Origin of the sequence: Vibrio sp. 10N.261.55.C5 (assembly GCF_041470505.1) — a bacterium.
Taxonomy (GTDB): domain Bacteria; phylum Pseudomonadota; class Gammaproteobacteria; order Enterobacterales; family Vibrionaceae; genus Vibrio; species Vibrio crassostreae_C.
Genome location: NZ_JBFRMS010000009.1, coordinates 46,450 through 67,868, shown reverse-complemented (window position 1 = coordinate 67,868; position 21,419 = coordinate 46,450). Strand labels below are relative to the sequence as shown.

Genomic DNA, 21,419 nt, shown 5'->3' with positions numbered 1-21,419 from the left:
GTAAGGGCGCACCATATGAACATGTGAAACTAACAAATAAATAACTGAATTAATCTAAGGAACGACGATGAAAAAGACACTAATTGCTATCGCTCTAACACTGACTACAGCAACCGCGTTTGCTGCAATGGACCATTCAAAAATGGATCACAGTATGATGACGAGTGGAAAGATGGACCATTCAAAGATGATGAATATGGATGGAATGATGGACATGGAAGGTATGTCAGAAGTTGGGATGCCAGCTCAAGGCGCGAAGCCCGATAAAGTGGTTCATGTGCTGCTAAGTGATGATATGAAAATCACATTTAAAAACAAGGTCGATATAGAGCCAAATGACGTAGTGCAGTTTGTTGTGATGAATACAGGCAAGATTGATCACGAATTCTCGATTGGTTCTGCCTCAGAGCAGCTAGAGCATCGTGAAATGATGAAAAACACGGGTAATCACGCCCATGACTCAGGTAGCACAGTTACAGTTAAGCCGGGTAAAGCGAAGCAATTGCTGTGGCATTTCCATGGTGATAATAACGTAGAGTTAGCGTGCAATATCCCTGGTCACGCTGAAGCGGGTATGGTGAAGTCGTTAACGCTTTAGACGTTAATCAATAGCGCTTTGTTGAATTAGAAATTCAATGAGGGCTAGAAAATTAAAGATAAGTCTTAACTTATACCTAAAGCGCTTTGCTGTGAGGGATTCGCTGAGGCTTATCTTTATTTATAGTCACTGTAGCAAGATAGAAGTTTCAAGCAGGTGGTGTGCTTCGCCGCTTAGGTGCGGTAGCTCTGCCATGATCTTTTTAAACTTGTCGTCGATTGACTCTGCTTCATTCAGCGATCGAAAAGCCAGTACAGCCTGTTCAGGCTCGCTGTTCACATAACCTTTCAATGTATCTAGCTGAATTTTATTGGCATTTTCAACTTTTGCTAACGCGACATTAATTGCTTCGATGTTAATTGTTAACTCATTGATTTTAAACATTTTTATTATTTGTGGGTTGTTGCTAATGCGCGCACATTACCACAATGATTTTTGCAGATATTGACCAAGATTATTAAATTGGAACAATTTTGAAAATCATTAAAAGCTGAACTGCAATGTGTGATTTGGATAGGTGTCAGAAATACGAAGCGAATTAAGGAGTTAATAGCTTTGGTTGGTCAATCTAAGCTTAAACAAAATAAGTTTAATCAGTATAGATTTAATGACTATGGATTTATCGAACGGAGAAAGTTTTTGAATAGGGTATCGCTGGAAGAAAGCATGTCATGGAGCTTAAGGATAAGTTGGAGCGTGCAGCGGGAATCGAACCCGCATCATCAGCTTGGAAGGCTGAGGTAATAGCCATTATACGATGCACGCACACTGTCTTATGAGTAAGACTGAGGCATCAAGAAGACTGAGGCATCAAGAAGACTGGAGCGTACAGCGGGAATCGAACCCGCATCATCAGCTTGGAAGGCTGAGGTAATAGCCATTATACGATGTACGCACATCGTCTTAACGAGAGTGATAATGCCACATCTAACTGAAAACGAAACCTTTTTCTTTCATTTTTATTCTAAGTGCTCGCATAACCACCACACCGCTAGTTTTTCAATCATGTTCGGCGTTTTCAGAGTGAATAAAATGTGACTAAACTCTCGTTAAAAGGAGGGCGAGAAATATTAGTAAATGTCATGCTGCTTTTGGCGATAAACCCGCGTTAATTTATAAACATGCTTTAGTAGTGCTTGGTTGTCATAAATTTCATGAAAATTAAGGAATTTGGAGTGTTAACATAAACTGATGTTTATTCGTGTTTTAGCATCCGTTAATAACAATCTGAATGCATAAATTTAACTTATCAACCGGTCAAAACATTCAGTAAACTAATCCCAAATGAGTAGAGTTATAGAGACTTCTAAGCCTTTGCAGAAAAAAGTAACGAGTTCAGTTGATAATTCACGCAAAAGCCTCGTCATTCCGTCTGTCGTTTGGTACATTTGCCGCACATTTTGTCTCCGCTAAAATACCCATGCCTTCTCAGTTCCGAATTAACAAAATTGTTGAAATTGGTGATACTCTTCACCGCAGTGGTTGCGCTCCGTATAAGCTTGAAAAATATACACAATATTATGCTAAAAAGCATGGTGTGGATGTGATGATCCAAGCAACGCCAACCGCGATTAATTATCAGTTTCCAGACGATAACAACGCTGTGATTCTAAAGCGTCTAAAGCCTGCGTCAATTAACCTGAGTTTGTTGGCCAATACGATCATTCGTATTAACCAACCGAGCAGTGAGCCTGTACCAGAGCCTGTCGGTTACTCTAAATTTGTGACGGCACTTGCCAATATGGGTATTCCGCCTGCGTATTTGATGCTGGTGGGCAGTACGTTGGAAGCGGTGGGTTTTTCTGCGTTATTGGGTTTGATGGTTTGGGTCTGTCAGCAAGTCCTTCATTCACGTCGCGCTATCGCAGTTGAATTCATCTCGGCATTGTTAACGGGTATCTTCGTGGCATTTCTGGCGAGTACAGGGTTGCCGATACCAGTGTGGGCGTTGTGTATCGCCTCGATCGTCTTGTTTGTCCCCGGGTTATCCATAGCCAACGCACTAGAATGTTTGGCGTTTAATGACTTGGTTTCTGGTACCAGCTTGCTAGGGCAGAGCGCCTTAACCCTGATTAAGCTGTTTGTAGGGATTATCATGGGGCTCAACATCGGTGAAGCGATATGGGGACAAGCGGTCTCCATCGACTATACCAATGCGGTACCGATGTGGATGCACATATCTGGCTTGGTGCTGATCTCTGTTTCTATCGGTGTGATGTTCAATGCGCGACCTAAAGACATCTTACTTGGTTTACCAGTAGCGGTTCTCGGTATGTGGGGCCCGTTCTACCTAGGTTTTGATAGTGGTTGGGTTGTCGGTACTTGGGTTACGACGGTTCTTATTACTTTGTACGGGACTTGGATTGCCAAGAAGATGGAGCTCACGGGCTCTATTTATATCGTGCAAGGGATCATCATCTTGGTTCCGGGTAGCCGAGTATTAGTAAGTGCCAGCCAATCGGTGTTTGAACAGTCGATTCTGCCTATTCCTAGTATTGGTTTGTCGGCGTTATTCATGTTCTCTGCAATCGTGGCAGGGCAAATCACCGCTTACTCGATTTACTCACCAAAAGTCGAACGTTAAGCCGTTCCGCTTTTCAAACCTTTAAACAAACACAGCTTAGCGGCTGTGTTTGTTCGTTTTAGGTGCTGCTCTTTTTTGAAGACAATTAGCTCTCCGTAAAACTTGTTAGATTTATGCTCGCTAAGCCTGACAAGAGCCATTAAAATGGAACAAATTCTATTTAAATTAAGTATTAACGTATGTCTCTACCTCCTTGTCCGCAATGCCAATCTGAATATGTCTACCCAGACCAAAACAACCTAATCTGCCCTGAGTGTGCCTATGAGTGGAATCCAGAAGAAGAGCGTTTAGAAAGAGAAGCCGCGCGTGTTAAGGACGTAAATGGCGTTGTATTGGAAAGTGGCGATAAAGTTACCTTCATTAAAGATCTAAAAATTAAAGGCAGTTCTAGCGTACTGAAAATCGGCACTAAAGCCGTGATTCGACGCATCAACGAAGGCAAAGATCACCAGCTAGATTGCAAGTTGGATGGTGGCGGTGAAATGTTGGTTACGGCGAAGTACGTTAAGAAGCAATAGTCGATAATCGGTCAAAATTGCGAGTTGCTACTGAACTAAATAGCGTAAAACCGGCGGAGAATTAACATCATATGGACATGGTTAAAGCTGCTCTTTCGCATTCAACTGCCTTTCATCACTATGTGAACGCCTGTGTTGAAGATGGGTTAGATATTTACACGGGCATTTCTGATGGCAGTGATGCCTATTTAGAAAGACGAATTGCTTATTCAAAAGGTGGGGGTTTGCCAGAAGGGTGGACGCCTGCTTCTACTTATTTTTGTTTCGAGTCTGGACGTATTCTTGGAGTGATAAGAGTTCGTCATGGCACCAGTCCGTACATTCACGATGTCATCGGACATATCGGCTACGAGACTTTGCCACAAGCGAGAGGGCGGGGTATCGCAAGTCATATGTTGTCTTGGGTTCAACGGTACGTATTGTCCGAAAGCGCTATTATTACGTGTGAGAGGGGCAATATAGCTTCGCAAAAGGTCATTGAGAAGTGCGGTGGACAATTCCTGAGTACCTTTTATTCAGAGCAAGATAAACACGAAGTCTTACGTTACCAACTAGAACCAAAATGAACATTTAAGCGTGGCATCTTTTGGTTTGATCGGGGTTACTATGTCCCGGTTTAAACGAAAATGAAGCCATAGCCAATTATTGTTGGAGGTATTTTGAAGTATTCAACAAGACCTGCTCAGTCATCAGATTATGAATTTCTGTTCGAGCTTAAGAAGGCCGCTGAGTTTGAACCAATCAAGGCCGTATTTGGCTGGGATGAACAAATTCAACGAGATATACACGCCGAAGAGTGGGCAGAAGAACGCCCTGAAATCATTGAATATCAAGGTAAAGCGATTGGTAGTGTGTTGTTGCAAGACAAAGGCGAGCACTTCTATTTTTGCCGATTCTTTCTACTGCCTGAATATCATGGCAAAGGTATTGGCAGCCAAGTTTTAACGGATTGCTTAGCTCAAGCAGCCAAACTCAATAAGCCTGTGGAGTTGTGTTATTTACAAGGTAATCGAGTTGGGGAGTTGTATTTAAGGTTTGGCTTCGAAATCACCTCGCAAAACGATCAGTTTGTCTATATGTGGCGTGAATAGACACTCATTCAAAATGATCACACCGTGTCGGTAACTTGATAGGCACCTGACACTTATCTAACGTAAAACCTTGTAAAGCTCCCTATGCTTGATGACTAAGCGATTACACTTAGAAAAGATCGAGCGTAAGGGAGTGTGCAATGAATTATTACCCGACTTCAAAAATCGTGGGTGAACAAAGGTTTGGCTTTGGGCCAAAACTAGGTCAAACAACCTATTATTCTCCTGTAGAACAGTTGGATAAAAAGCCATTCGTTCACCAAGCTATACAAGACTTACCGAGTACTGAATCTACTCTGATTAAAGTAGGAGAGAATCGTGTACAACGAATGAAGGCCAAGGGTGACGAACAACAGATGCAAGCCACGAAGAAAGAAGCGCAGTCTTTTCTTCGAACGCAGTATCGACAACAAGCTCAAGCTCGCCACCTACAAAGTGTTGAAACTCCTTATGGTTTTCAAGAGCGCATCATTCAGTTTTGGAGCAATCACTTCGCCATCTCGGTCGATAATCGAAAACTGATGCCCTTGGCCGCCAGCATTGAAAACGATGTGGTTCGCCAGCATTGGAATGGTAACTTTGGCGAGATGCTGATGGCTTCTTCTAAACATCCTGCGATGCTTCTGTATCTCGACAATCAACTCTCGATTGGTCCCAATTCAAAAGTCGGAAAGCGCCGTAATAAGGGGCTCAATGAGAACCTCGCTCGTGAGATCTTAGAACTCCACACTCTTGGCGTTGACGGTTCTTACACTCAGCAAGACGTCATTGCCTTAGCAAAAGCGATTTCAGGCTGGGGCATTAAATTCAAATCTCCTGATGCTGGGTTTCGATTTGCTAATAACCTGCATGAGCCAGGAAGTATCACACTGCTTGGAAAGGCTTATTCTCAATCCGGCGTCTCGCAAGGAGAGTCGTGTTTAAAAACCTTAGCGACCCACAAAGACACTGCTGCGTACTTGGTTGGTAAGCTGTGCCAGCATTTCATTGGCGACATACCTAAAGAACTCTCAGAGCAAATGGTTGCTGAATATCTGAGAGGCGAGGGGAATTTACTGCCTGTTTATCGCTTGTTATTGAACAGTGCTGAGGCGAGTAAACCTAACCCTAATCGTTTTAGACCGCCGAAGGAGTGGCTGTTTGCCGTTCTTCGTAGTGCCGATATTTCTTTAAACGAGAAACAGGCATTCAATGCACTCAACAATTTAGGGCAGCCTCCTTTTAAACCGGGTTCACCTGCAGGCTGGTCGGATCAAGACAGAGACTACAATAGCCCTTCGGCGTTGACTCAACGTATGCAAGTTGCGAATAGGCTTGCGTCTGCTGCAATAAAATCGGCTAAAGCGTCAGGAGTTAAGCCGAAAGCGGTAGTGGATAAAGTGATCGCGGGTTTATATGGCGATGCTATTGATGAACACACCCAAATTGTATTGAACAAAGCCGACAGCGCTGCAATGCAACTTTCCCTGTTGTGGCTAAGTCCGCAGTTTCAATATCGTTAGGAGTGGGTATGAAAAAGTCAGATTGTTCTCAGAATAAAGCGCCACATAGTATTAACCGCCGCCAGTTCATGGGTATTGCGGCGGCTGTTGGCGTCAGTGCGATGCTGCCATTTCCAAGCTTTGCCAAAACAGGTTCAGACAATATCTTCATTTGGGTATCACTGCGTGGCGCGATGGATGGTTTAAATGTTGTAGTGCCGCATGCCGATCCGGATTACTCTAATTTGAGACCCAACATCGGATTAAAACCTGAACAGCTAGTGAAGTTGGATGATTTCTTTGGGCTTCATCCATCTCTAAAGCAGTGCCATCAATGGTATGAGAGTAACGAACTCAGCTTTGTACACGCTTGTTCAACCGCTTATCGTGAGCGTTCACATTTTGATGGACAGAAGATATTAGAGAATGGTACTTCCGACCCGTTTAACACCGTAGGGTGGATTAACCGTTTACTCACGTTGAGCTCAGAAAAATACGATGGAATTGCGATTGATTCGGGCTTACCACTCATCATGCAGGGCGAATCGACCGTGGCAAGTTGGTACCCAAACCGCTTAAAAACACGCGATAAACAAACGGAATTGCTGGAAGAGTTGTTTCAAAGTGACCAAATGCTGTCTTCAAACTTTGAAAGTGTCATGAAGATAGATCAACTGGTGGGAGACCAAGGTGTCGGCAAACAGTTTAAATCATTGATGGGTAAAACAGGCGACATATTATCGGCTGATAACGGACCAAACATCGCAGCGTTAGAATTGGGTGGATGGGACACTCACGCCAATCAAGGCAACGTAAATGGACGGTTGAGTAATCAACTTAAAACTTTGGATGGTGGGTTAGCGGCTCTCAAAGCTTCACTAGGTGATCGTTGGCAGAAGACAGTGATCATCGCGGCCAGTGAATTTGGTCGAACAGCAAAAGAAAACGGCACCAAAGGCACCGACCACGGCACTGGCAACGTCATGTTTGTTGCGGGTGGTGCGCTGCCATCGTTGAAAGGAGTGGGGGGTAAGGTTATTGCCAATTGGCCGGGCTTGAGCCAAAGCCAGCTATATGAGGGCCGAGACCTTAGTTCAACGACTGATATGCGTTCGGTTATCAAGGGTGTGCTCAACCGACATTTATCGATAGAAGTGAAACAACTCAACGCTATCTTCCCTGATAGTTCCGATATTAGACCGATGAATCTTGTTTAGAGTTTTACCAAGACCCAGTTAGATGCGATTCAGTCGTTTGAATCGCTCTCTATTTGTGACTCGCTTGTTTACGATTTAATCGCCAACAGTGCTCCGAACGTCACTAAGCCAAATCCACATGCTTGATTAAGCCTTTTCTTTGCTCTCAATAGATGCTTTTGCAATGTATTCGAAGTAAACAGCATAGCGACAACGCCAAACCATAAACCGTGAAGAACGATCATGTAAAGCCCATAGCCGAGCGCGACATGCTGGTTTTCTGCATCAGGTGAGATGACTTGGCTGAAGATGCTCAAAAAGAACAACATGGTTTTTGGGTTGAGCACGTTACATAAGAAGCCTTGGGCTAAATAGCGCCAAACACTGGTGCTTTGCTTCGTATCTTCCATCGGTGCAAGTTTGTTGTTTGCGCTCAGGATACCTTTTAGCCCTAGATAAATAAGGTAGGTTGCACCTGCGTATCTAATCATGTCAAACAGCTGCTCATTCTGTGAGATTAAGTAACTGATCCCAAGCATTGAATAACTGATGTGAACACAAATCGCTAAACTCACACCGATTGCAGTCCAAATCCCTGCTTGTCTTCCTTGATTGACACTGTTTTTCAAAACTAAAACGAAATCAGCGCCTGGGCTGATAACAATCAATAGTCCCAATACTGCTAGGCTTAACCACTCCATAATGACTCCAACTCTTTATATTTGATGAGCCAGCATTGTATGGTTTTTTATTGCTGCCTATAATCGAAATGAATCCCACCTATCTGTGAGAAAAAATCACACATGAGACATTTGAAAGCATTTCATATTTTCCACGTAGCAGCGCATTCGAGCAGTTACAGTGATGCGGCGGATAAACTCAATATCACACATGGCGCAGTGAGTAAGCAGATCAAGGTATTGGAAAATCACTTATCTCACGCCTTGTTCTATAAACAGGGCAGGAATGTGTGTCTCACCAAAGAGGGGGAATTACTCAAAGGTTACACAGAGCAAGCGTTCCAAGCCTTGGAGACTGGAGTCCATAAGCTTAATCAGCTGAATCATCAAGCGTTGGAAGTTTCATGCGAACCCACATTGACCATGCGTTGGTTAATGCCTCGACTCGGTGATTTCTATAACGAATCCGGAATTGATGTTCGATTGTCGACTGCTGGTGGGCCTGTGAACTTGAATGCGACAGGGCTCGATATGGCGATTCGCCGAGATGACTTTAAATTAACCGAGCGTTACGAACAGATACCACTAGTTGAAGAGTGGGTAGGCCCTGTGTGTTCCCCGGGTTATTGGCAGCAGGTAAAAGATAACTTAGATGATGTGAAATTACTGCACAGCAGTACACGGCCAGGTGCTTGGAGTCATTGGGGTGCTATCACTATAGATAAAGTTAATGGTGGAGAGTGGTCAAAAGCTCGAGCGAACCAAACATTTGCACACTTCTACTTTTGCTTTCAGGCGGCTGTCGATGGGTTAGGCATAGCGCTTGGGTCTTATCCACTTGTCGCCGACGATCTTGAAAGAGGTAACTTGATCGCGCCGTTTGGCTTCGTACCTTCTGGTCACCAGTACATATTGCTCACGCAAGATAGCAACCATGAAGAGCCAGAAAGCCCGTTTGTTGTTTGGCTGAAGAATGAGTTATCGCAGTGTGTTCCAACTTTATAGGAACGACATCCGACCTAGAAGTGTGCTTGTCTTATGTCAGGCTCTAGTTCGTTGTTGTGGAAATCACTCAATAGGCAAAGACAGCACGCCACCATTGAGTTCGACTTGTTTTAGCCATTCGGTTGGAATTTCGCCATCTCCTTCGTAGAAACACGCCGCTAATACCGCGCCAATTACAATCGCACGACCGCAGCTGTCACCACCACATAAGATGTTGTCGCGAATGCCTTGTTGATAACTCTGAGCACCTGCAATAATGCGAATCAGCAAGGGGAACGCTGCACTCAGTTCACAATGCAATCCAAACTTCTTCGCGGCATCTGTAATCGAAAGCTCAGGATCAGCCAGTGCTTCGTCGATTTGATCGTGTATGAACTTGCTACAAGTTTGTCGCACCATTTCTACCGATTGCAGTGGAGAGTTGCCTTGAATTGCCGCTTGAACCAATAAGGTGATGGCTTGTGCCCATTCCACGGCTTTGTCGTTGTTGTTGGTCACTCGTACCGCACTCTCTACCATTGCCGGTAAGGTGTGAGAGGTGTAAGTACACGCCACTAAAGGAATTAGCTTTGAAACAGCAGGTAGCTGGGTGTCATCAGCGCCACAGGCTGTGATTGGAGCTTCTGTTAGCTCTAGTTTATGTATGTTCAGCAAGCTCATACGAGTCGCTTTATCAATGTAACCTTGCCAACTGCCACCAAAATCAAACCAGAAACGGAAGTGCTTAATGTAACTCGCTTCGTCGTAGTGTTGATTATCGGCTAGGCTATCGACCATCGCCAATAACTGAGCACCGTATTGTGATTGGTGCCAGCGGTTTTACCTTGGTGGGCGAAGTAGCCTTTGTCTTGATAATCGAACTGGTTTGGTGAGCGAAATTCTGGTTCAAAACCCGCCACGTGCAAGATCCTCTCTTGGTCATACAACCAATGCAGCCCCATGGAAGCGGCGTCTCCAACCAATGCGCCAACAACGGCGTAAAAAGCTCTTTCTTTATGATTGTCCATGCTGAGTGAAGTCCTTGAGAAGATCCAATGGAATTTGATACTTCAAGTATAGTGACTAAATGATGGGTTTGCTGTGTTTCAGTAGAGAGTTTTCAAGCAATTAATCCTGATTGGTCAATGAGTTAAACCAATCAGGGTAAGTGGATGAATATTATGACTTAGGTGGCTATGTTGACATCTAACAGACGCTTGAATACACGTCTAAATAAACAATGACACTAGCGGTTAAGGTAAACACTCGAGCGTTGTTCAATGACTTTGAAAATACGTGAAAGGGTGAAACATAACGCGAAGTAAACCGCACCAACAATCAGCCAGATCTCGAAGATCAAACCGGAAGAGTTCGCCATTTCAGTGCCAACAAATGTCATCTCTTGAATCGAAATCAGGGATACAATCGAGGTATCTTTTACTAGAGAAATTGCCTGACCTGCTAAAGGCGGTGTGATGGCCGTTAATACTTGCGGGCCAACCACAAATCGATACTTAGACAACGCCGATAAGCCGAGTGAATCGGCCGCTTCCCATTGCCCTTTAGGAATACTTTCTAAGCCAGCTCGAATCACTTCTGCGATGTAAGCCGAAGAGAGCAAACCAATACAGATAACACCAGACGCCAAGTTTTCCCAAAGGTTAGCAGGACCAAACAGAAAGGCTTGAACAGCGTTAATCTCGCCGTTGTGTTCACGTAAAATGCTTTCTAAACCAAGGAATGGAATCAGTTGGTTAGAAACGAAGAAATAGAATATGAAGACAAAAACCAGTGGTGGAATATTTCGAACCAGTTGGATAAAAATCAGTGCAGGCGTACGAAAGAAAGCAATTTTAGAGTGCCTAGCAACGCCAAGTAATGTGCCAAAAGAGAGTGCTAAAACCATGCTCCAAACACTCAAGCGCAGTGTCGCGATCAAGCCTTGGAAAAAGTAAGGAATATTGCCTTGAGAAGGCGGAATGAAAATCAGGGTAAACGCATCTTCCCAGCGCCAATGGTAGTTAATACCAACAGCGGAACGATAATAAAGCCAACCTGCGAACGCGAAAATGATCGCAAACAACACTCCATCTAATAGATTGAGGCGTTGATACCAAGGCTTCGTGTGAAGGTTGGGCTTGGGCGTTGATAATGCGCTAGTACTACTCACGTCATTCCTGTTTAAACAATGATAATTAATATGCTGTGAGAGTGGCTATGAGTTTATAGCTATCTCGGGTGTTTCTTAAAAGACAGTACCAGCAAGGTACTGCCTTGATTGGTTCTTTAGCGTCTAATTGGCAGTTGATTACTGACCTTGAGCAATCTGGTCTTGCCAATCTAGAGTAGAGAACCAGTACTCGTAACGCTCTTTCAACCAACCGTCTTCAGTACGTGCTTTGATCCACTCGTTGAAGAATTCTGTCTTGTCAGTTTCACCTAGGCGAACTGCAAATGCTTCATTACCTTTTGATAGGCGTTCTTCGAATGGAATAAATAGCGTGTCTGCGTTTTTAATCGCTTCATGTTCTGGTTTCGGGCTAGACGCGATCACCGCGTGCGCGTTGCCGTTTAACACTTCTTGGAATGCTTGAGCATCGTCATCGAACTGTAGAACTTTCGCTTTAGGGAAGGTTTCACGAGCCACTTGAACTGTGAACGCACCACGACGCGCAGCGATTTTTACACGGCGAGAATCAAAATCAGAGATTTGTGTATAACCTTCTGCTAGCTCTTTATTCGCCGCCAGTTGGACGCCGGAGTGCGAGTAAGGTTCAGTGAACAATACGCTTTTAGCGCGAGCTTCAGTGATAGACATACCGCCAATGATTACATCAAACTTGTTCGAAAGTAGAGAAGGGATGATGCCGTCCCATGCCGTAGGAACGAACTCGACTTTCCAACCCGAATCTTCGGCAAGGCGTTTCGCCACGTCGATTTCAAAGCCAACAAGATCGCCTTGTTTGTTACGCATCGCCCAAGGAACAAACGTCGACATACCAACGCGTAGAGAGCCACGTTCGTTGATTTTGTCTAGGTTAGGCGTTTCAGAAGCAAGAGCAGGCAAACTGACGGCAAGCGCAAGTAGGGCTGTAATTGCGGTTTTAAATAGCTTCATGCTGATAAATCCTTATTGTGTTCGCCAGTTAGCTCCGAGCTTATGCTCAAGCCAAGCTGCAACGGCAGAAAGTGAAAGTGTAAGTGCAAGATAAATGATCGCCACAGAGAACCAAATCTCGAATGGCATCGCGGTTTCAGAAACAATGTTTCTGGCTTCAGTCGTCAGGTCAAAAATAGCCATGACACTCACAATTGAAGAGTTTTTAATAAGAGAGATCACTTCATTGGTCAAAGGTGGCAAGGTGCGTTGCACCACCTGAGGAATAATCACATCCCAGTAAGTATAGGTCTTTGATAAGCCCAAGGATTGAGCTGCTTCAAATTGTCCTCTCGCAATACCATTTAAACCAGCACGAAATATCTCGGCGGTGTAAGCGCCTTGGAAAAGTGCCAAGGCTAAAACGGCAGTACTAAAGCGATCGAGCCCTAATACGGGGCCAAATACAAAATAGAGCAAATAAATTTGTACTAATAACGGCGTGTTACGAATCAACTCAACATAGCTGGTGGCTAAGGTGCGTCCAACCACCGAATTGGAGTTTCGCAATAGGGCTGTGGTTAAGCCAATCACCAGCGTTGCAACCAAAGAAATCAAAGAGATATTGATGGTAACTAGTAGCCCTTCAACTAATTCTGCAGGCCACCATTCACCATCTTCATAGAAAGCAATATAGTCCGGCACACGCTCCCATTGCCAGCTGTATCCCATGGTTTGTGCGCCAGAATCGAGAATCCAGACAACAGCGGCCACTAGTACAACAATTTGTATTAGAGCGGAAAGGGCTGGTTTAATAATTCGAATCAACATCAATAAGTCAGGATCTGATTTAGGAACGCTTGAGTACGTTCATGTTGAGGGTTTTCAAAGAGCGCTTGTGGGGTATTCGATTCCACAATTTGTCCTTCATCCATGAAGATAACGCGGTCGGCCACTTGTTTTGCAAAGCCCATTTCGTGGGTGACACACACCATGGTGATGCCTTCGCTCGCCAGTTCAACCATCACATCGAGTACTTCGTTGATCATCTCCGGATCAAGCGCTGAAGTGGGTTCATCGAACAAGAGTAATTCCGGCTTCATACACAGAGAACGGGCGATAGCCACACGTTGTTGCTGGCCGCCAGAAAGTTGCACTGGGTATTTGTTGGCCTGTTCTGCAATGTGCACACGCTCGAGATAGTGCATTGCTATCTTTTCGGCTTCTTGTTTGCTTTTTTTAAGCGTACGAATTGGAGAAAGAGTAAGGTTCTCAAGCACGGTAAGATGGGGGAATAAATGAAAGTGCTGAAACACCATTCCGACTTGGCCCGGTGTGTTGAACTTACTCGGGAGCACTTGTTCTAGCACGGAAAGTTCGCCACTTTCGAAAGGCTCTAGCTGATTGATACAACGGATCAATGTTGATTTACCCGAACCAGACGGCCCGCAAATCACCACTATCTCTCCTTGTTCAATATTTAAATCGATACCCTTTAGGGCATGAAAATCACCATACCACTTGTTAAGTGACTTAAACTTAACCATTTCCTTGAGATTGTTCAAATCGTTGTTCATACCTAGTAAAGAGACAGGTTTACCTTAACAATATAGAAATATGATTGCACATAAAATTAGGGACTTATGAGAATTTAATAGCATCTTGTAGGGCAAATTAAAAAGCAGCGCTCAAAATGAACGCTGCTTCTGTTGTACGAAAGAAAAAAGTAATGGGTTCAGTCAGATGTGAAAATTCATCGTTGTATGACCAATATCTTTACTTTCTCTCTATTTTCCCGATTCTTAGTGAATCGCAGACTCTAGAATCTCACGTGTTTTCTCTGGCGTGATTGCTTGGTTCTCACCAAGTTGTAGGTAGCCGTGTGATTCAAGTTGAGCAACAACATTGTCAATCGCCGTTGCTTTGTTTGTTTCGTAGCCGTCGAACATGGTTGCTACGTCTAGGCTGTGGTAGAAAGCTTCGATTGCAGCAATAGTGCGCTCTGCTAAATCGGCACCCGCTTCTAGGCCAAATACGTTGCGACCCATTTGCTCTAGCTTGCCACGCTTCGCTTCGATTTGATTACGAAGTAGTGAAGGTTGAACAATCGCAAGAGAACGCGCGTGGTCTACGTGCCATAGTGCTGTGAACTCATGGCCAATCATGTGTGTTGCCCAATCTTGAGGAACGCCAGTACCAATCAGGCCGTTAAGCGCTTGGTTTGCTGTCCACATTAGGTTTGCACGCCATGCGTCGTTGTCACGCTCGTCGTATTGCTTACCCAGTACAAGTAGGTTCTTAAGCAGTGTTTCTGCGTAACCGTCTTGAACCATTGCGTCTGTTGGCATCGTGATGTATTGCTCACATACGTGAACCCACGCATCAACTAATCCGTTGATCAGCTGGCGCTCAGGTAGAGACTTCATTACATCTGGGTCCATAACCGCAAACTTAGGCTGTACTGCAGGGTTCATGAATGCCAGTTTCTCTTGAGTCGCTTTACGCGTGATTACCGCACCCATGTTAGATTCAGAACCTGTCGCAGGAAGTGTCAGTACCGCACCGATTGGCGTCGCTTCAGTTACTTGGTGTTTGCCCGTTAGGATGTCCCAACCGTCGCCGTCATATTTAGCCGCTGCAGCAACGTACTTAGAGCCGTCGATTACTGAACCACCGCCAACAGCGATAATGAATTCTACGTTTTCTTCTTTAACAAGAGCGACTGCTTTGTCTAGCGTCTCTTTGGTAGGGTTTGCTTCAACGCCAGAGAACTCGATCCAATAGTGATCTTTCAAAGATTCTACAACTTGGTCGTAAACACCGTTGCTCTTGATTGAACCGCCACCATAGATGACCAGTACTTTCTTCGAAGTATCAACCGCTTGGCTGATAGCGTTGATTTGGCCTTGGCCGAAATGGATAACAGTAGGGTTAACGTAAGTAAATTGCATCAGAGATTCCTTGTGTAAAGCGAAATTTGTTATTTTGGTTTATTGCTCAATTTCTATATTTGCATATTAGTACAGTAATCTAGGTCAATGAAGAGCTGTTCCTCCAAATAAATTGCCTATTTCTACAAACTTGATATTCTTCCTCTGCTTTAGCTTACTTACTCTTAGCACTTAGAATGGAAAGTCGCCACTTATGAAAACACTCGCTCAGTTATTACAGTCTTATGTAGAACACAAAGGTTGGGATGACCTTGAAGGGATCAGAGAAACTGAAATTAGCGGCGTGTGGTTGTATAGAAGTAGTGGCGGGAATCAGCGTCAGCCATTTACTTACCAGTCTGGCATTATCATGCTCGGACAGGGTAAAAAGAACATCTACATTGGCGAAAGGCCAGTGACTTACGCTGCAGGTGATTATCTTGTGGTAGGTGTGCCAATGCCGTTAGAGTGCGAAGCCTTGCCTGTTAATGGTGAACCATTGCTTGGCTTGTCGATAAGCATTGATTCTCAACGTTTACATTGCTTAGTGAAAAAGCTCGAAGACCAAGGCTTCTTAGAAAGTTATTGCAACAAGCACAAACAGAACTCGAGTGGCTTAGAATCGACGCCGATGGAAGAGCAAATGCTAGAGAGCTTTACCCGGTTGGTGAAAACGCTGCATTGCGACATTGAAGCCAATATATTGGGCGATGCGATGGTGACAGAGATTGTCTACCGCGCATTAACCGGTTCAGAAGGGCGTGTGCTGTTTGATTTAGCTCATCATGATGGCCATTACGCACGTGTCGCTAAAGCGCTGTCTAAAGTGCATGAAGAATACGACCAAACCATCACTGTTCAATCGCTCGCTGACGAAGCCAACATGAGCGTGTCTGCCTTCCACTATGCATTCCGTAATGTCACTTTTGAATCACCACTGCAATATTTGAAGAAGGTTAGGCTCAACAAAGCGAAAGAGCTGATTCAACTAGAAGGCCTTCGTATTAGTGATGCTGCACGTCGAGTCGGTTACTCCAGCCCATCTCAATTTAGCCGCGAATTTAAGCGCCACTTCAATACTACTCCAAGAGCGGTTTAGTTCTTCTTTCAACGAAACTATGTGTTGAGAGCTATAATGCCAAAAGCTATGGTGACGATTGCTCATATTTGTTGAATTATATGAGTAAATGTATCTAATCATAGGCATTGTCAGATTGTAGGTATTTGATTCTCGAATATATTATTAACGTACTTATATAAAATAAGCTCTCGAAAATAATTAATTAAATAGCCTAAGAGTTTATGCACAGGTATAGGGGAGAAACTCACTAACTTAGCTATTAACGAAGTTTTAGTGTGAACAACCTATCAAATATTATCTAAAATTCTGGAATTACTCACCGTACTATCAGAGAGAGTATTCAGGATTATTGAATAGACTTAAAATTAAAGATAATTTAGCACTTGATAAAGCCTAGCACGACGGATAATTAGTCGTTTGATGACTAATTATTCTGTAACTTGCTGATTTATAGTCACCTTAGAGTCTGACGGGTATCACGTTTACCCTAAAATAATTCACTTAACATGGCGCTACTTTAATCATTCTTCCAAATACGATTGTTAAATATAAATACGTATACCTATTTTATTAAAAGGATAATACCGATGAGTAGCGATATCATTAAAATTTCAAGAAACACTGAAAACGCACCAATTAATTCTGTATCTACACAAACGGTCGCTTTTTCTCATTATAATAACTTTTCTGCTCAACTTCCGATTGACCCTAAAACGGGTGAAATAGTCATCGGTGATATTAAAGATCAAGCAGCACAATGTTTGAATAATATTAAAGCGATTGTTGAAAGCATCGACCATGTTATGGATGATGTCGTGAAGATTAATGTTTTCGTTAAGAATATTTCTGATATCGATGCTATTGATGAAGTTTACAAAAACTTCTTCCACAACAGCCTTCCAACACGCACTGTCGTGGGTGTCACTGCACTGCCAAGCAGCGATGCGCTGGTTCAAATGGATGCTCTCATTTCTAACGGTGAAGGCACTAAACCACAAGCACCTTGCGCGCTAATTAAGGTCTCAAGAAATACGGATAACGCACCTCAAAGTGCTGTGTCTACGCAGACTGCAGCCTTTTCTCACTACAACAATCTTTCAGCTCAGTTGCCTATAGATGTAGCCACAGGTGAGTTGGTTGATGGTGGTATCAAAGCGCAAACAGCGCAATGTCTATCAAACATTAAAGCTATTTTAGAAAGCATCGGACACGTCATGAATGATGTGGTTAAAACGACTATCTACCTAAAAAATATCGCAGATGCGGAAGTGGTAAATGAAGTATGTGCTAAATTCTTCCCAAGCTACGTTCCTGCTCGTACTGTTGTTAACGCAGCTGAATTACCAATGGGTGCTTTAATTCAAATTGATACATCCATTTCACATGGCGACGGTACACCGCCGCAATTACCAGAAGACACTCGCTTACTGGTTATTGAAACCAATAATACTGTTTCTGCACCATTCATGCCTTATTCGCATACTGTTGCTTTCTCTCACTACAATCATATTTCAGCCCAATTACCTTTAGATCCGAAAACAAATGAAATCGTTGCTGGCGGGGTAAAAGAACAAGCGGAACAATGTTTAAACAATATTAAGGCGATAATTGAAAGCGTTGACCATAGCATGGACGATACGGTGAAAATTAATATTCAACTTAAGGATATTTCAGATATTGATGTGGTAAACGAAGTCTACACCACATTCTTTAATGCTGAGTTGCCTGCAAGAACGGTAGTCGGGGTTTCAGAAATCCCAATGAATGCTTTAGTACAAATTGATGCTGTCGTTTCTAACTGTGAAGGGACACCTCCACAAGACGTTGTTGCATAAATCAATTGAACCCTTCTCGATAATATCGATCAGATCTCGGTTTAGCTTCCAAATAGGGAGCAAACTCAACAGGCCGAGATCTGATCCGTTCACTTCATTACTCAAGTCCATCGAAGCGACACACCTAAGCTTATCCCGTAAACATGGTATTTATAAGGTTGAAGTGTTTTAATATGAAAAACAGATGCTTAACGTAATAAAGAAAACCAGTTTATGCAATTTCGAGCCATTTTACTGCTATGCCTTACCCTAATAGGGTGTTCGTCCAATCAAGAGTTGGTACCCGACCCAACAACCATCACGCTATTTTATGGTGATACATCCATCGCCGCAGGTGTTTTAGAGGATAAAACATTCAATTCAGTCCTTGCCGATAGGGTTGAAAGCGTTACGTTTTCGGGCTCAATATCAAAGAAAGACTCTGGCTATTTTGTCGATATGTTAGTGATTCGAGAAACAAAAGAGCCACGTTCAACACGACAGCTTAACACCTCGCTTCTAATGAAACCGGGAGAGTTAGTAGATGTTGGCGGCGTGAATAACGATGTGTTCAGGGTAATCCTCGAGTAACAAAAATAAAGTGTTCAATTAATCTGATTTTTTGCTTTACCTCAACCTAACTTCAAGTCTTAAGCTTCTCTTACTGATTAAGAAGGAGCTTATTATGCAAAATAACTACGTAAAAGAACTCGCCGTTAAAACTTATCAAGAAGACCTTCAAAAAGAGTACGTTAGATCTAAAGCTCAGCCATTCCACGCCCCAAGTTTTATCGGTGGGGTGCTGTTGTCAGTTGTGCTGGTAGGACTGTTTTAATTTATGCAGAATTTCTGATCCATTGCCAACTCTCAACATATCTATTTGCTGCACTTTAATGCTTACGGCACAATCTCTTAGGTTGAATTGTGACGCTAATGTCGAGAGGAAGTGAAGTATGGCAAGTCCAAGAGTATTAAAGTCACAGATTACTGATATTACCTGTGGCGAGAATGTCACTATCATCGAGCCAAGTAACGTTTATGGCTGTGAGCTTAAAGATGATGTGTTCGTTGGCCCCTTTGTTGAGATTCAAAAGAACACCGTGATAGGTGCGAGAAGCAAGATTCAATCTCACACCTTTATCTGTGAGTATGTGACCATTGGAAGTGACTGCTTTGTTGGTCACGGAGTCATGTTTGCCAACGACTTATTCAAAGAGGGCAAGCCAGATCCTAATCCTGAAAGTTGGGGGCGTACCTTGATAGCTGACAACGTCACGATCGGTTCTAACGCTACGCTACCCGAAACTAAATCGGGTAGGGTATTAAGCGATACCTTGATCTCTTGCCATCTGCTTCGCGATCTTCGGCGCGTGCCATAGACACGGGAGCAAGATAAACGATACCGGAACCGCTGTGATTACAATGAACGACTGTAGAGCGGAGATGCCGCCTGAACCCATCGAGATAAGTGTGATCGCTACCGCACCCATGATGATACCCCAGAAGGTACGTACCGCTGCGTTTGGCTCTGTCGTACCCGTCATTACCACACTGATTGTGTAAGTCATTGAGTCACCTGTTGTCACGATGAACGTGGTCGTCAGGATCAGGAACAGAATTGCAATCAAAGTCGGGAACGGCAGTTGAGCGGTAATGGCCAGTAGCACAGCAGGAAGGTTAAAGCCTTCGAATGCACTAGAGATCACACCTGGGTTCTCTAATTCAAACGCTAAACCGCTACCACCAACGATGCTGAACCAGAAACACGTTACAAGCGGTGCAACGATGCTGATAGAAACGATCATTTGGCGAATAGTACGGCCACGTGAGATGCGAGCAATGAAGATAGCCATCATTGGGCCATAACCTAAGAACCAACCCCAGAAGAATACCGTCCAACCACCTAGCCACGCTGTATCTTGGCGGTATAGCGCCATTGGGATGAAGTTATCAACCATTTCGCCCATACCTTGCAGGTAGCCATCAACGATGAAGCTCGTTGGGCCAACAAGAAGGATGTAGCCGATTAGACACACAGACAAGATGATGTTGTAACGGCTTACCAGTTGGATACCTTTGTTCACGCCGCTCAAAGCAGAAAGCGTGTACATTGCGATAGCAAAGATAATAACAACACTTTGAGTTGCAAAGCTGTCTGAAATGCCAAACAGTTCGCTCAGTGCGTAGCTGATTTGTAGGCCAAGGAAGCCGATAGGGCCGATAGTACCTGCGGCTACAGCCACGATGCTGCATGCGTCGACAACGTTACCAACCCAACTGTTAATCGCTTTGTCGCCAAGTACTGGGTAAAGCAGAGTGCGAGGCTTAAGAGGAAGGCCTTTGTCGTAATGCAAGTGCATTAACACGATGGAAGACAAACCACCTAAGATTGCCCATGCAAGGAAACCCCAGTGCATGAAAGATTGTGATAGAGCATTGAACGCCATCGCTTGAGGATCTGCGTTGCCATACAGTGGCGGAGCTGAAACAAAGTGAGCGATAGGCTCTGCGGCTGCCCAGAACACACCACCGCCGGCTAGCAGCGTACATAGGACGATAGACATCCATTTAAAGGTGGTCATTTCAGGTAGGGCAAGCGTTCCTAAGCGAACGTGGCCGGTGCGACCTAGTGCAAGCACTAAACCGATAATGAAGTTGAGAAGTAGTAGGACTTGCCAGAAAGCACCGAACCACTTAGTTGAATAACTAAAGCCGATGTTTACAAGTTCGGACAACACGGAGGTGTTGGTGAAGGCTAGGATGACAAAGAGGGTTAAAAAACTGCCACTAAGCCAAAAGACTGGGTTTCCGAGTTCCAGTTTTTCACCCAAAGATTGAGCTTTATTGAAATCGATAGAAGTAGATTCTGCGTTGATGTTTTCGTTGGCGACTTGCGTCAAGTTGGACATTATTTCTTCGCTATATTTGGCTCTTTCGAGCCTATGTATTTCTCCCACACTTGCATTGGAAATGTGAGGTTCGTCAAAAAAATCCGCGATACTACCACAATTGTTAAGAAAAAGTGGGCAAATTTAGAAAAGAAATCAGTTCTACGGCGAAATCAATCCCTTTTGGTTAGTTTTAAAACGAAATTTCAGAACGAACAAATAAAGCAGATATGAATAGAGTTTTGTAATTAAGGATACGAATTAGGCGATATTTTTTAGCGTACCGAAATAAATTTAATATTAGTTGTTCGTGCAAAATAAGTGTCGACTCATTGCATGCTATAAACAAATTAATGCGAGTCATTTTATAAATATCGAATATTTTAGGTGTTAAATTGGCACTGTTACCTACAGTTGTTTTGCGAAGAGATTTAAGTGATGAGAAATATGACACTTAAATTAAGCATCTTGAAACAA

General features: G+C 43.7%; 21 protein-coding genes, 2 tRNA genes and 1 pseudogene. 13 read left to right on the top strand and 11 right to left on the bottom strand.

Annotated features, from left to right (window positions below; genetic code table 11):
• Positions 1-67: 67 nt before the first annotated feature.
• Positions 68-598, top strand: coding sequence for a cupredoxin family protein (locus AB4263_RS02860; RefSeq protein WP_017067600.1), 531 nt, complete (start codon positions 68-70; stop codon positions 596-598).
• Positions 599-724: 126 nt separating this feature from the next.
• Here the strand turns inward: AB4263_RS02860 and AB4263_RS02855 are convergent, their stop codons facing one another.
• The 3 genes from AB4263_RS02855 to AB4263_RS02845 all read right to left on the bottom strand — a co-directional run bounded on the left by AB4263_RS02855 (position 725) and on the right by AB4263_RS02845 (position 1,493).
• Positions 725-982, bottom strand: a complete 258-nt coding sequence (locus AB4263_RS02855; RefSeq protein WP_102428568.1) for a hypothetical protein — start codon at positions 980-982, stop codon at positions 725-727.
• 306 nt (positions 983-1,288) lie between these two features.
• Positions 1,289-1,363, bottom strand: a tRNA-Gly gene (locus AB4263_RS02850).
• A 55-nt stretch (positions 1,364-1,418) separates the two neighbouring features.
• A tRNA-Gly gene (locus tag AB4263_RS02845) sits at positions 1,419-1,493 on the bottom strand.
• A gap of 525 nt (positions 1,494-2,018) precedes the next feature.
• Here AB4263_RS02845 and AB4263_RS02840 point away from each other — a divergent pair.
• The 6 genes from AB4263_RS02840 to AB4263_RS02815 all read left to right on the top strand — a co-directional run bounded on the left by AB4263_RS02840 (position 2,019) and on the right by AB4263_RS02815 (position 7,489).
• Positions 2,019-3,182 (top strand): threonine/serine exporter family protein, encoded by a 1,164-nt coding sequence (locus tag AB4263_RS02840; RefSeq protein ID WP_017058966.1) that lies wholly within the window; start codon positions 2,019-2,021, stop codon positions 3,180-3,182.
• Between the two features lie 179 nt (positions 3,183-3,361).
• Positions 3,362-3,700, top strand: a complete 339-nt coding sequence (locus AB4263_RS02835) for a zinc ribbon domain-containing protein YjdM (protein ID WP_004731484.1) — start codon at positions 3,362-3,364, stop codon at positions 3,698-3,700.
• Positions 3,701-3,771: 71 nt separating this feature from the next.
• Positions 3,772-4,266 (top strand): GNAT family N-acetyltransferase, encoded by a 495-nt coding sequence (locus tag AB4263_RS02830; RefSeq protein ID WP_017081498.1) that lies wholly within the window; start codon positions 3,772-3,774, stop codon positions 4,264-4,266.
• A gap of 93 nt (positions 4,267-4,359) precedes the next feature.
• Positions 4,360-4,791, top strand: a complete 432-nt coding sequence (locus AB4263_RS02825; RefSeq protein WP_017081499.1) for a GNAT family N-acetyltransferase — start codon at positions 4,360-4,362, stop codon at positions 4,789-4,791.
• Between the two features lie 140 nt (positions 4,792-4,931).
• A complete protein-coding gene (locus AB4263_RS02820) occupies positions 4,932-6,293 on the top strand; it encodes a DUF1800 family protein (protein ID WP_102320746.1) in 1,362 nt (453 codons plus the stop codon).
• An 8-nt stretch (positions 6,294-6,301) separates the two neighbouring features.
• Positions 6,302-7,489, top strand: coding sequence for a DUF1501 domain-containing protein (locus AB4263_RS02815; RefSeq protein ID WP_372097414.1), 1,188 nt, complete (start codon positions 6,302-6,304; stop codon positions 7,487-7,489).
• Positions 7,490-7,557: 68 nt separating this feature from the next.
• On the opposite strand, the gene AB4263_RS02810 is transcribed toward AB4263_RS02815, so the two are convergent.
• Complete coding sequence (locus AB4263_RS02810) at positions 7,558-8,169, bottom strand: LysE family translocator (RefSeq protein WP_372097412.1); 612 nt, start codon at positions 8,167-8,169, stop codon at positions 7,558-7,560.
• A gap of 102 nt (positions 8,170-8,271) precedes the next feature.
• On the opposite strand from AB4263_RS02810, the gene AB4263_RS02805 reads away from it, so the two are divergent.
• Positions 8,272-9,153 carry a LysR family transcriptional regulator gene (locus AB4263_RS02805; protein WP_372097410.1) on the top strand — a complete coding sequence of 294 codons (882 nt, stop codon included), beginning with the start codon at positions 8,272-8,274 and terminating at the stop codon, positions 9,151-9,153.
• 63 nt (positions 9,154-9,216) lie between these two features.
• On the opposite strand, the pseudogene AB4263_RS02800 reads toward AB4263_RS02805, so the two are convergent.
• The 6 genes and pseudogenes from AB4263_RS02800 to AB4263_RS02775 all read right to left on the bottom strand — a co-directional run bounded on the left by AB4263_RS02800 (position 9,217) and on the right by AB4263_RS02775 (position 15,180).
• Positions 9,217-10,160, bottom strand: a pseudogene (locus tag AB4263_RS02800) (ADP-ribosylglycohydrolase family protein).
• A gap of 218 nt (positions 10,161-10,378) precedes the next feature.
• Positions 10,379-11,302: an amino acid ABC transporter permease gene (locus tag AB4263_RS02795; RefSeq protein ID WP_372097408.1), complete on the bottom strand. Its 924-nt coding sequence runs from the start codon at positions 11,300-11,302 to the stop codon at positions 10,379-10,381.
• Between the two features lie 138 nt (positions 11,303-11,440).
• On the bottom strand, positions 11,441-12,250 hold the full coding sequence (locus AB4263_RS02790; protein ID WP_017062665.1) for a transporter substrate-binding domain-containing protein: 810 nt from the start codon (positions 12,248-12,250) through the stop codon (positions 11,441-11,443).
• A gap of 12 nt (positions 12,251-12,262) precedes the next feature.
• On the bottom strand, positions 12,263-13,060 hold the full coding sequence (locus AB4263_RS02785) for an amino acid ABC transporter permease (RefSeq protein WP_372097406.1): 798 nt from the start codon (positions 13,058-13,060) through the stop codon (positions 12,263-12,265).
• Positions 13,060-13,806, bottom strand: a complete 747-nt coding sequence (locus AB4263_RS02780) for an amino acid ABC transporter ATP-binding protein (RefSeq protein ID WP_029224268.1) — start codon at positions 13,804-13,806, stop codon at positions 13,060-13,062. The genes AB4263_RS02785 and AB4263_RS02780 overlap by 1 nt, the downstream gene beginning before the upstream one ends.
• A 225-nt stretch (positions 13,807-14,031) precedes the next feature.
• Positions 14,032-15,180, bottom strand: coding sequence for an iron-containing alcohol dehydrogenase (locus tag AB4263_RS02775; protein ID WP_372097404.1), 1,149 nt, complete (start codon positions 15,178-15,180; stop codon positions 14,032-14,034).
• A gap of 193 nt (positions 15,181-15,373) precedes the next feature.
• Here AB4263_RS02775 and AB4263_RS02770 point away from each other — a divergent pair, with 193 nt between their 5' ends.
• From AB4263_RS02770 to AB4263_RS02750, 5 genes are all read left to right on the top strand, one after another.
• The gene (locus tag AB4263_RS02770; protein ID WP_372097402.1) at positions 15,374-16,258 is read left to right on the top strand and encodes an AraC family transcriptional regulator N-terminal domain-containing protein; all 885 of its coding nucleotides are present in this window, start codon (positions 15,374-15,376) and stop codon (positions 16,256-16,258) included.
• Positions 16,259-16,827: 569 nt separating this feature from the next.
• Complete coding sequence (locus AB4263_RS02765) at positions 16,828-18,075, top strand: RidA family protein (protein ID WP_017064467.1); 1,248 nt, start codon at positions 16,828-16,830, stop codon at positions 18,073-18,075.
• Between the two features lie 213 nt (positions 18,076-18,288).
• Positions 18,289-18,645 carry a hypothetical protein gene (locus AB4263_RS02760; RefSeq protein WP_017062659.1) on the top strand — a complete coding sequence of 119 codons (357 nt, stop codon included), beginning with the start codon at positions 18,289-18,291 and terminating at the stop codon, positions 18,643-18,645.
• Positions 18,646-18,739: 94 nt separating this feature from the next.
• Positions 18,740-18,889 carry a hypothetical protein gene (locus AB4263_RS02755; RefSeq protein WP_017062658.1) on the top strand — a complete coding sequence of 50 codons (150 nt, stop codon included), beginning with the start codon at positions 18,740-18,742 and terminating at the stop codon, positions 18,887-18,889.
• 118 nt (positions 18,890-19,007) lie between these two features.
• Positions 19,008-19,433: an N-acetyltransferase gene (locus tag AB4263_RS02750; protein WP_372097400.1), complete on the top strand. Its 426-nt coding sequence runs from the start codon at positions 19,008-19,010 to the stop codon at positions 19,431-19,433.
• Here AB4263_RS02750 and AB4263_RS02745 read toward each other — a convergent pair.
• The gene (locus tag AB4263_RS02745) at positions 19,377-20,963 is read right to left on the bottom strand and encodes a BCCT family transporter (RefSeq protein ID WP_017062653.1); all 1,587 of its coding nucleotides are present in this window, start codon (positions 20,961-20,963) and stop codon (positions 19,377-19,379) included. The two genes, AB4263_RS02750 and AB4263_RS02745, sit on opposite strands and share 57 nt — an antisense overlap.
• Positions 20,964-21,419 lie beyond the last annotated feature (456 nt).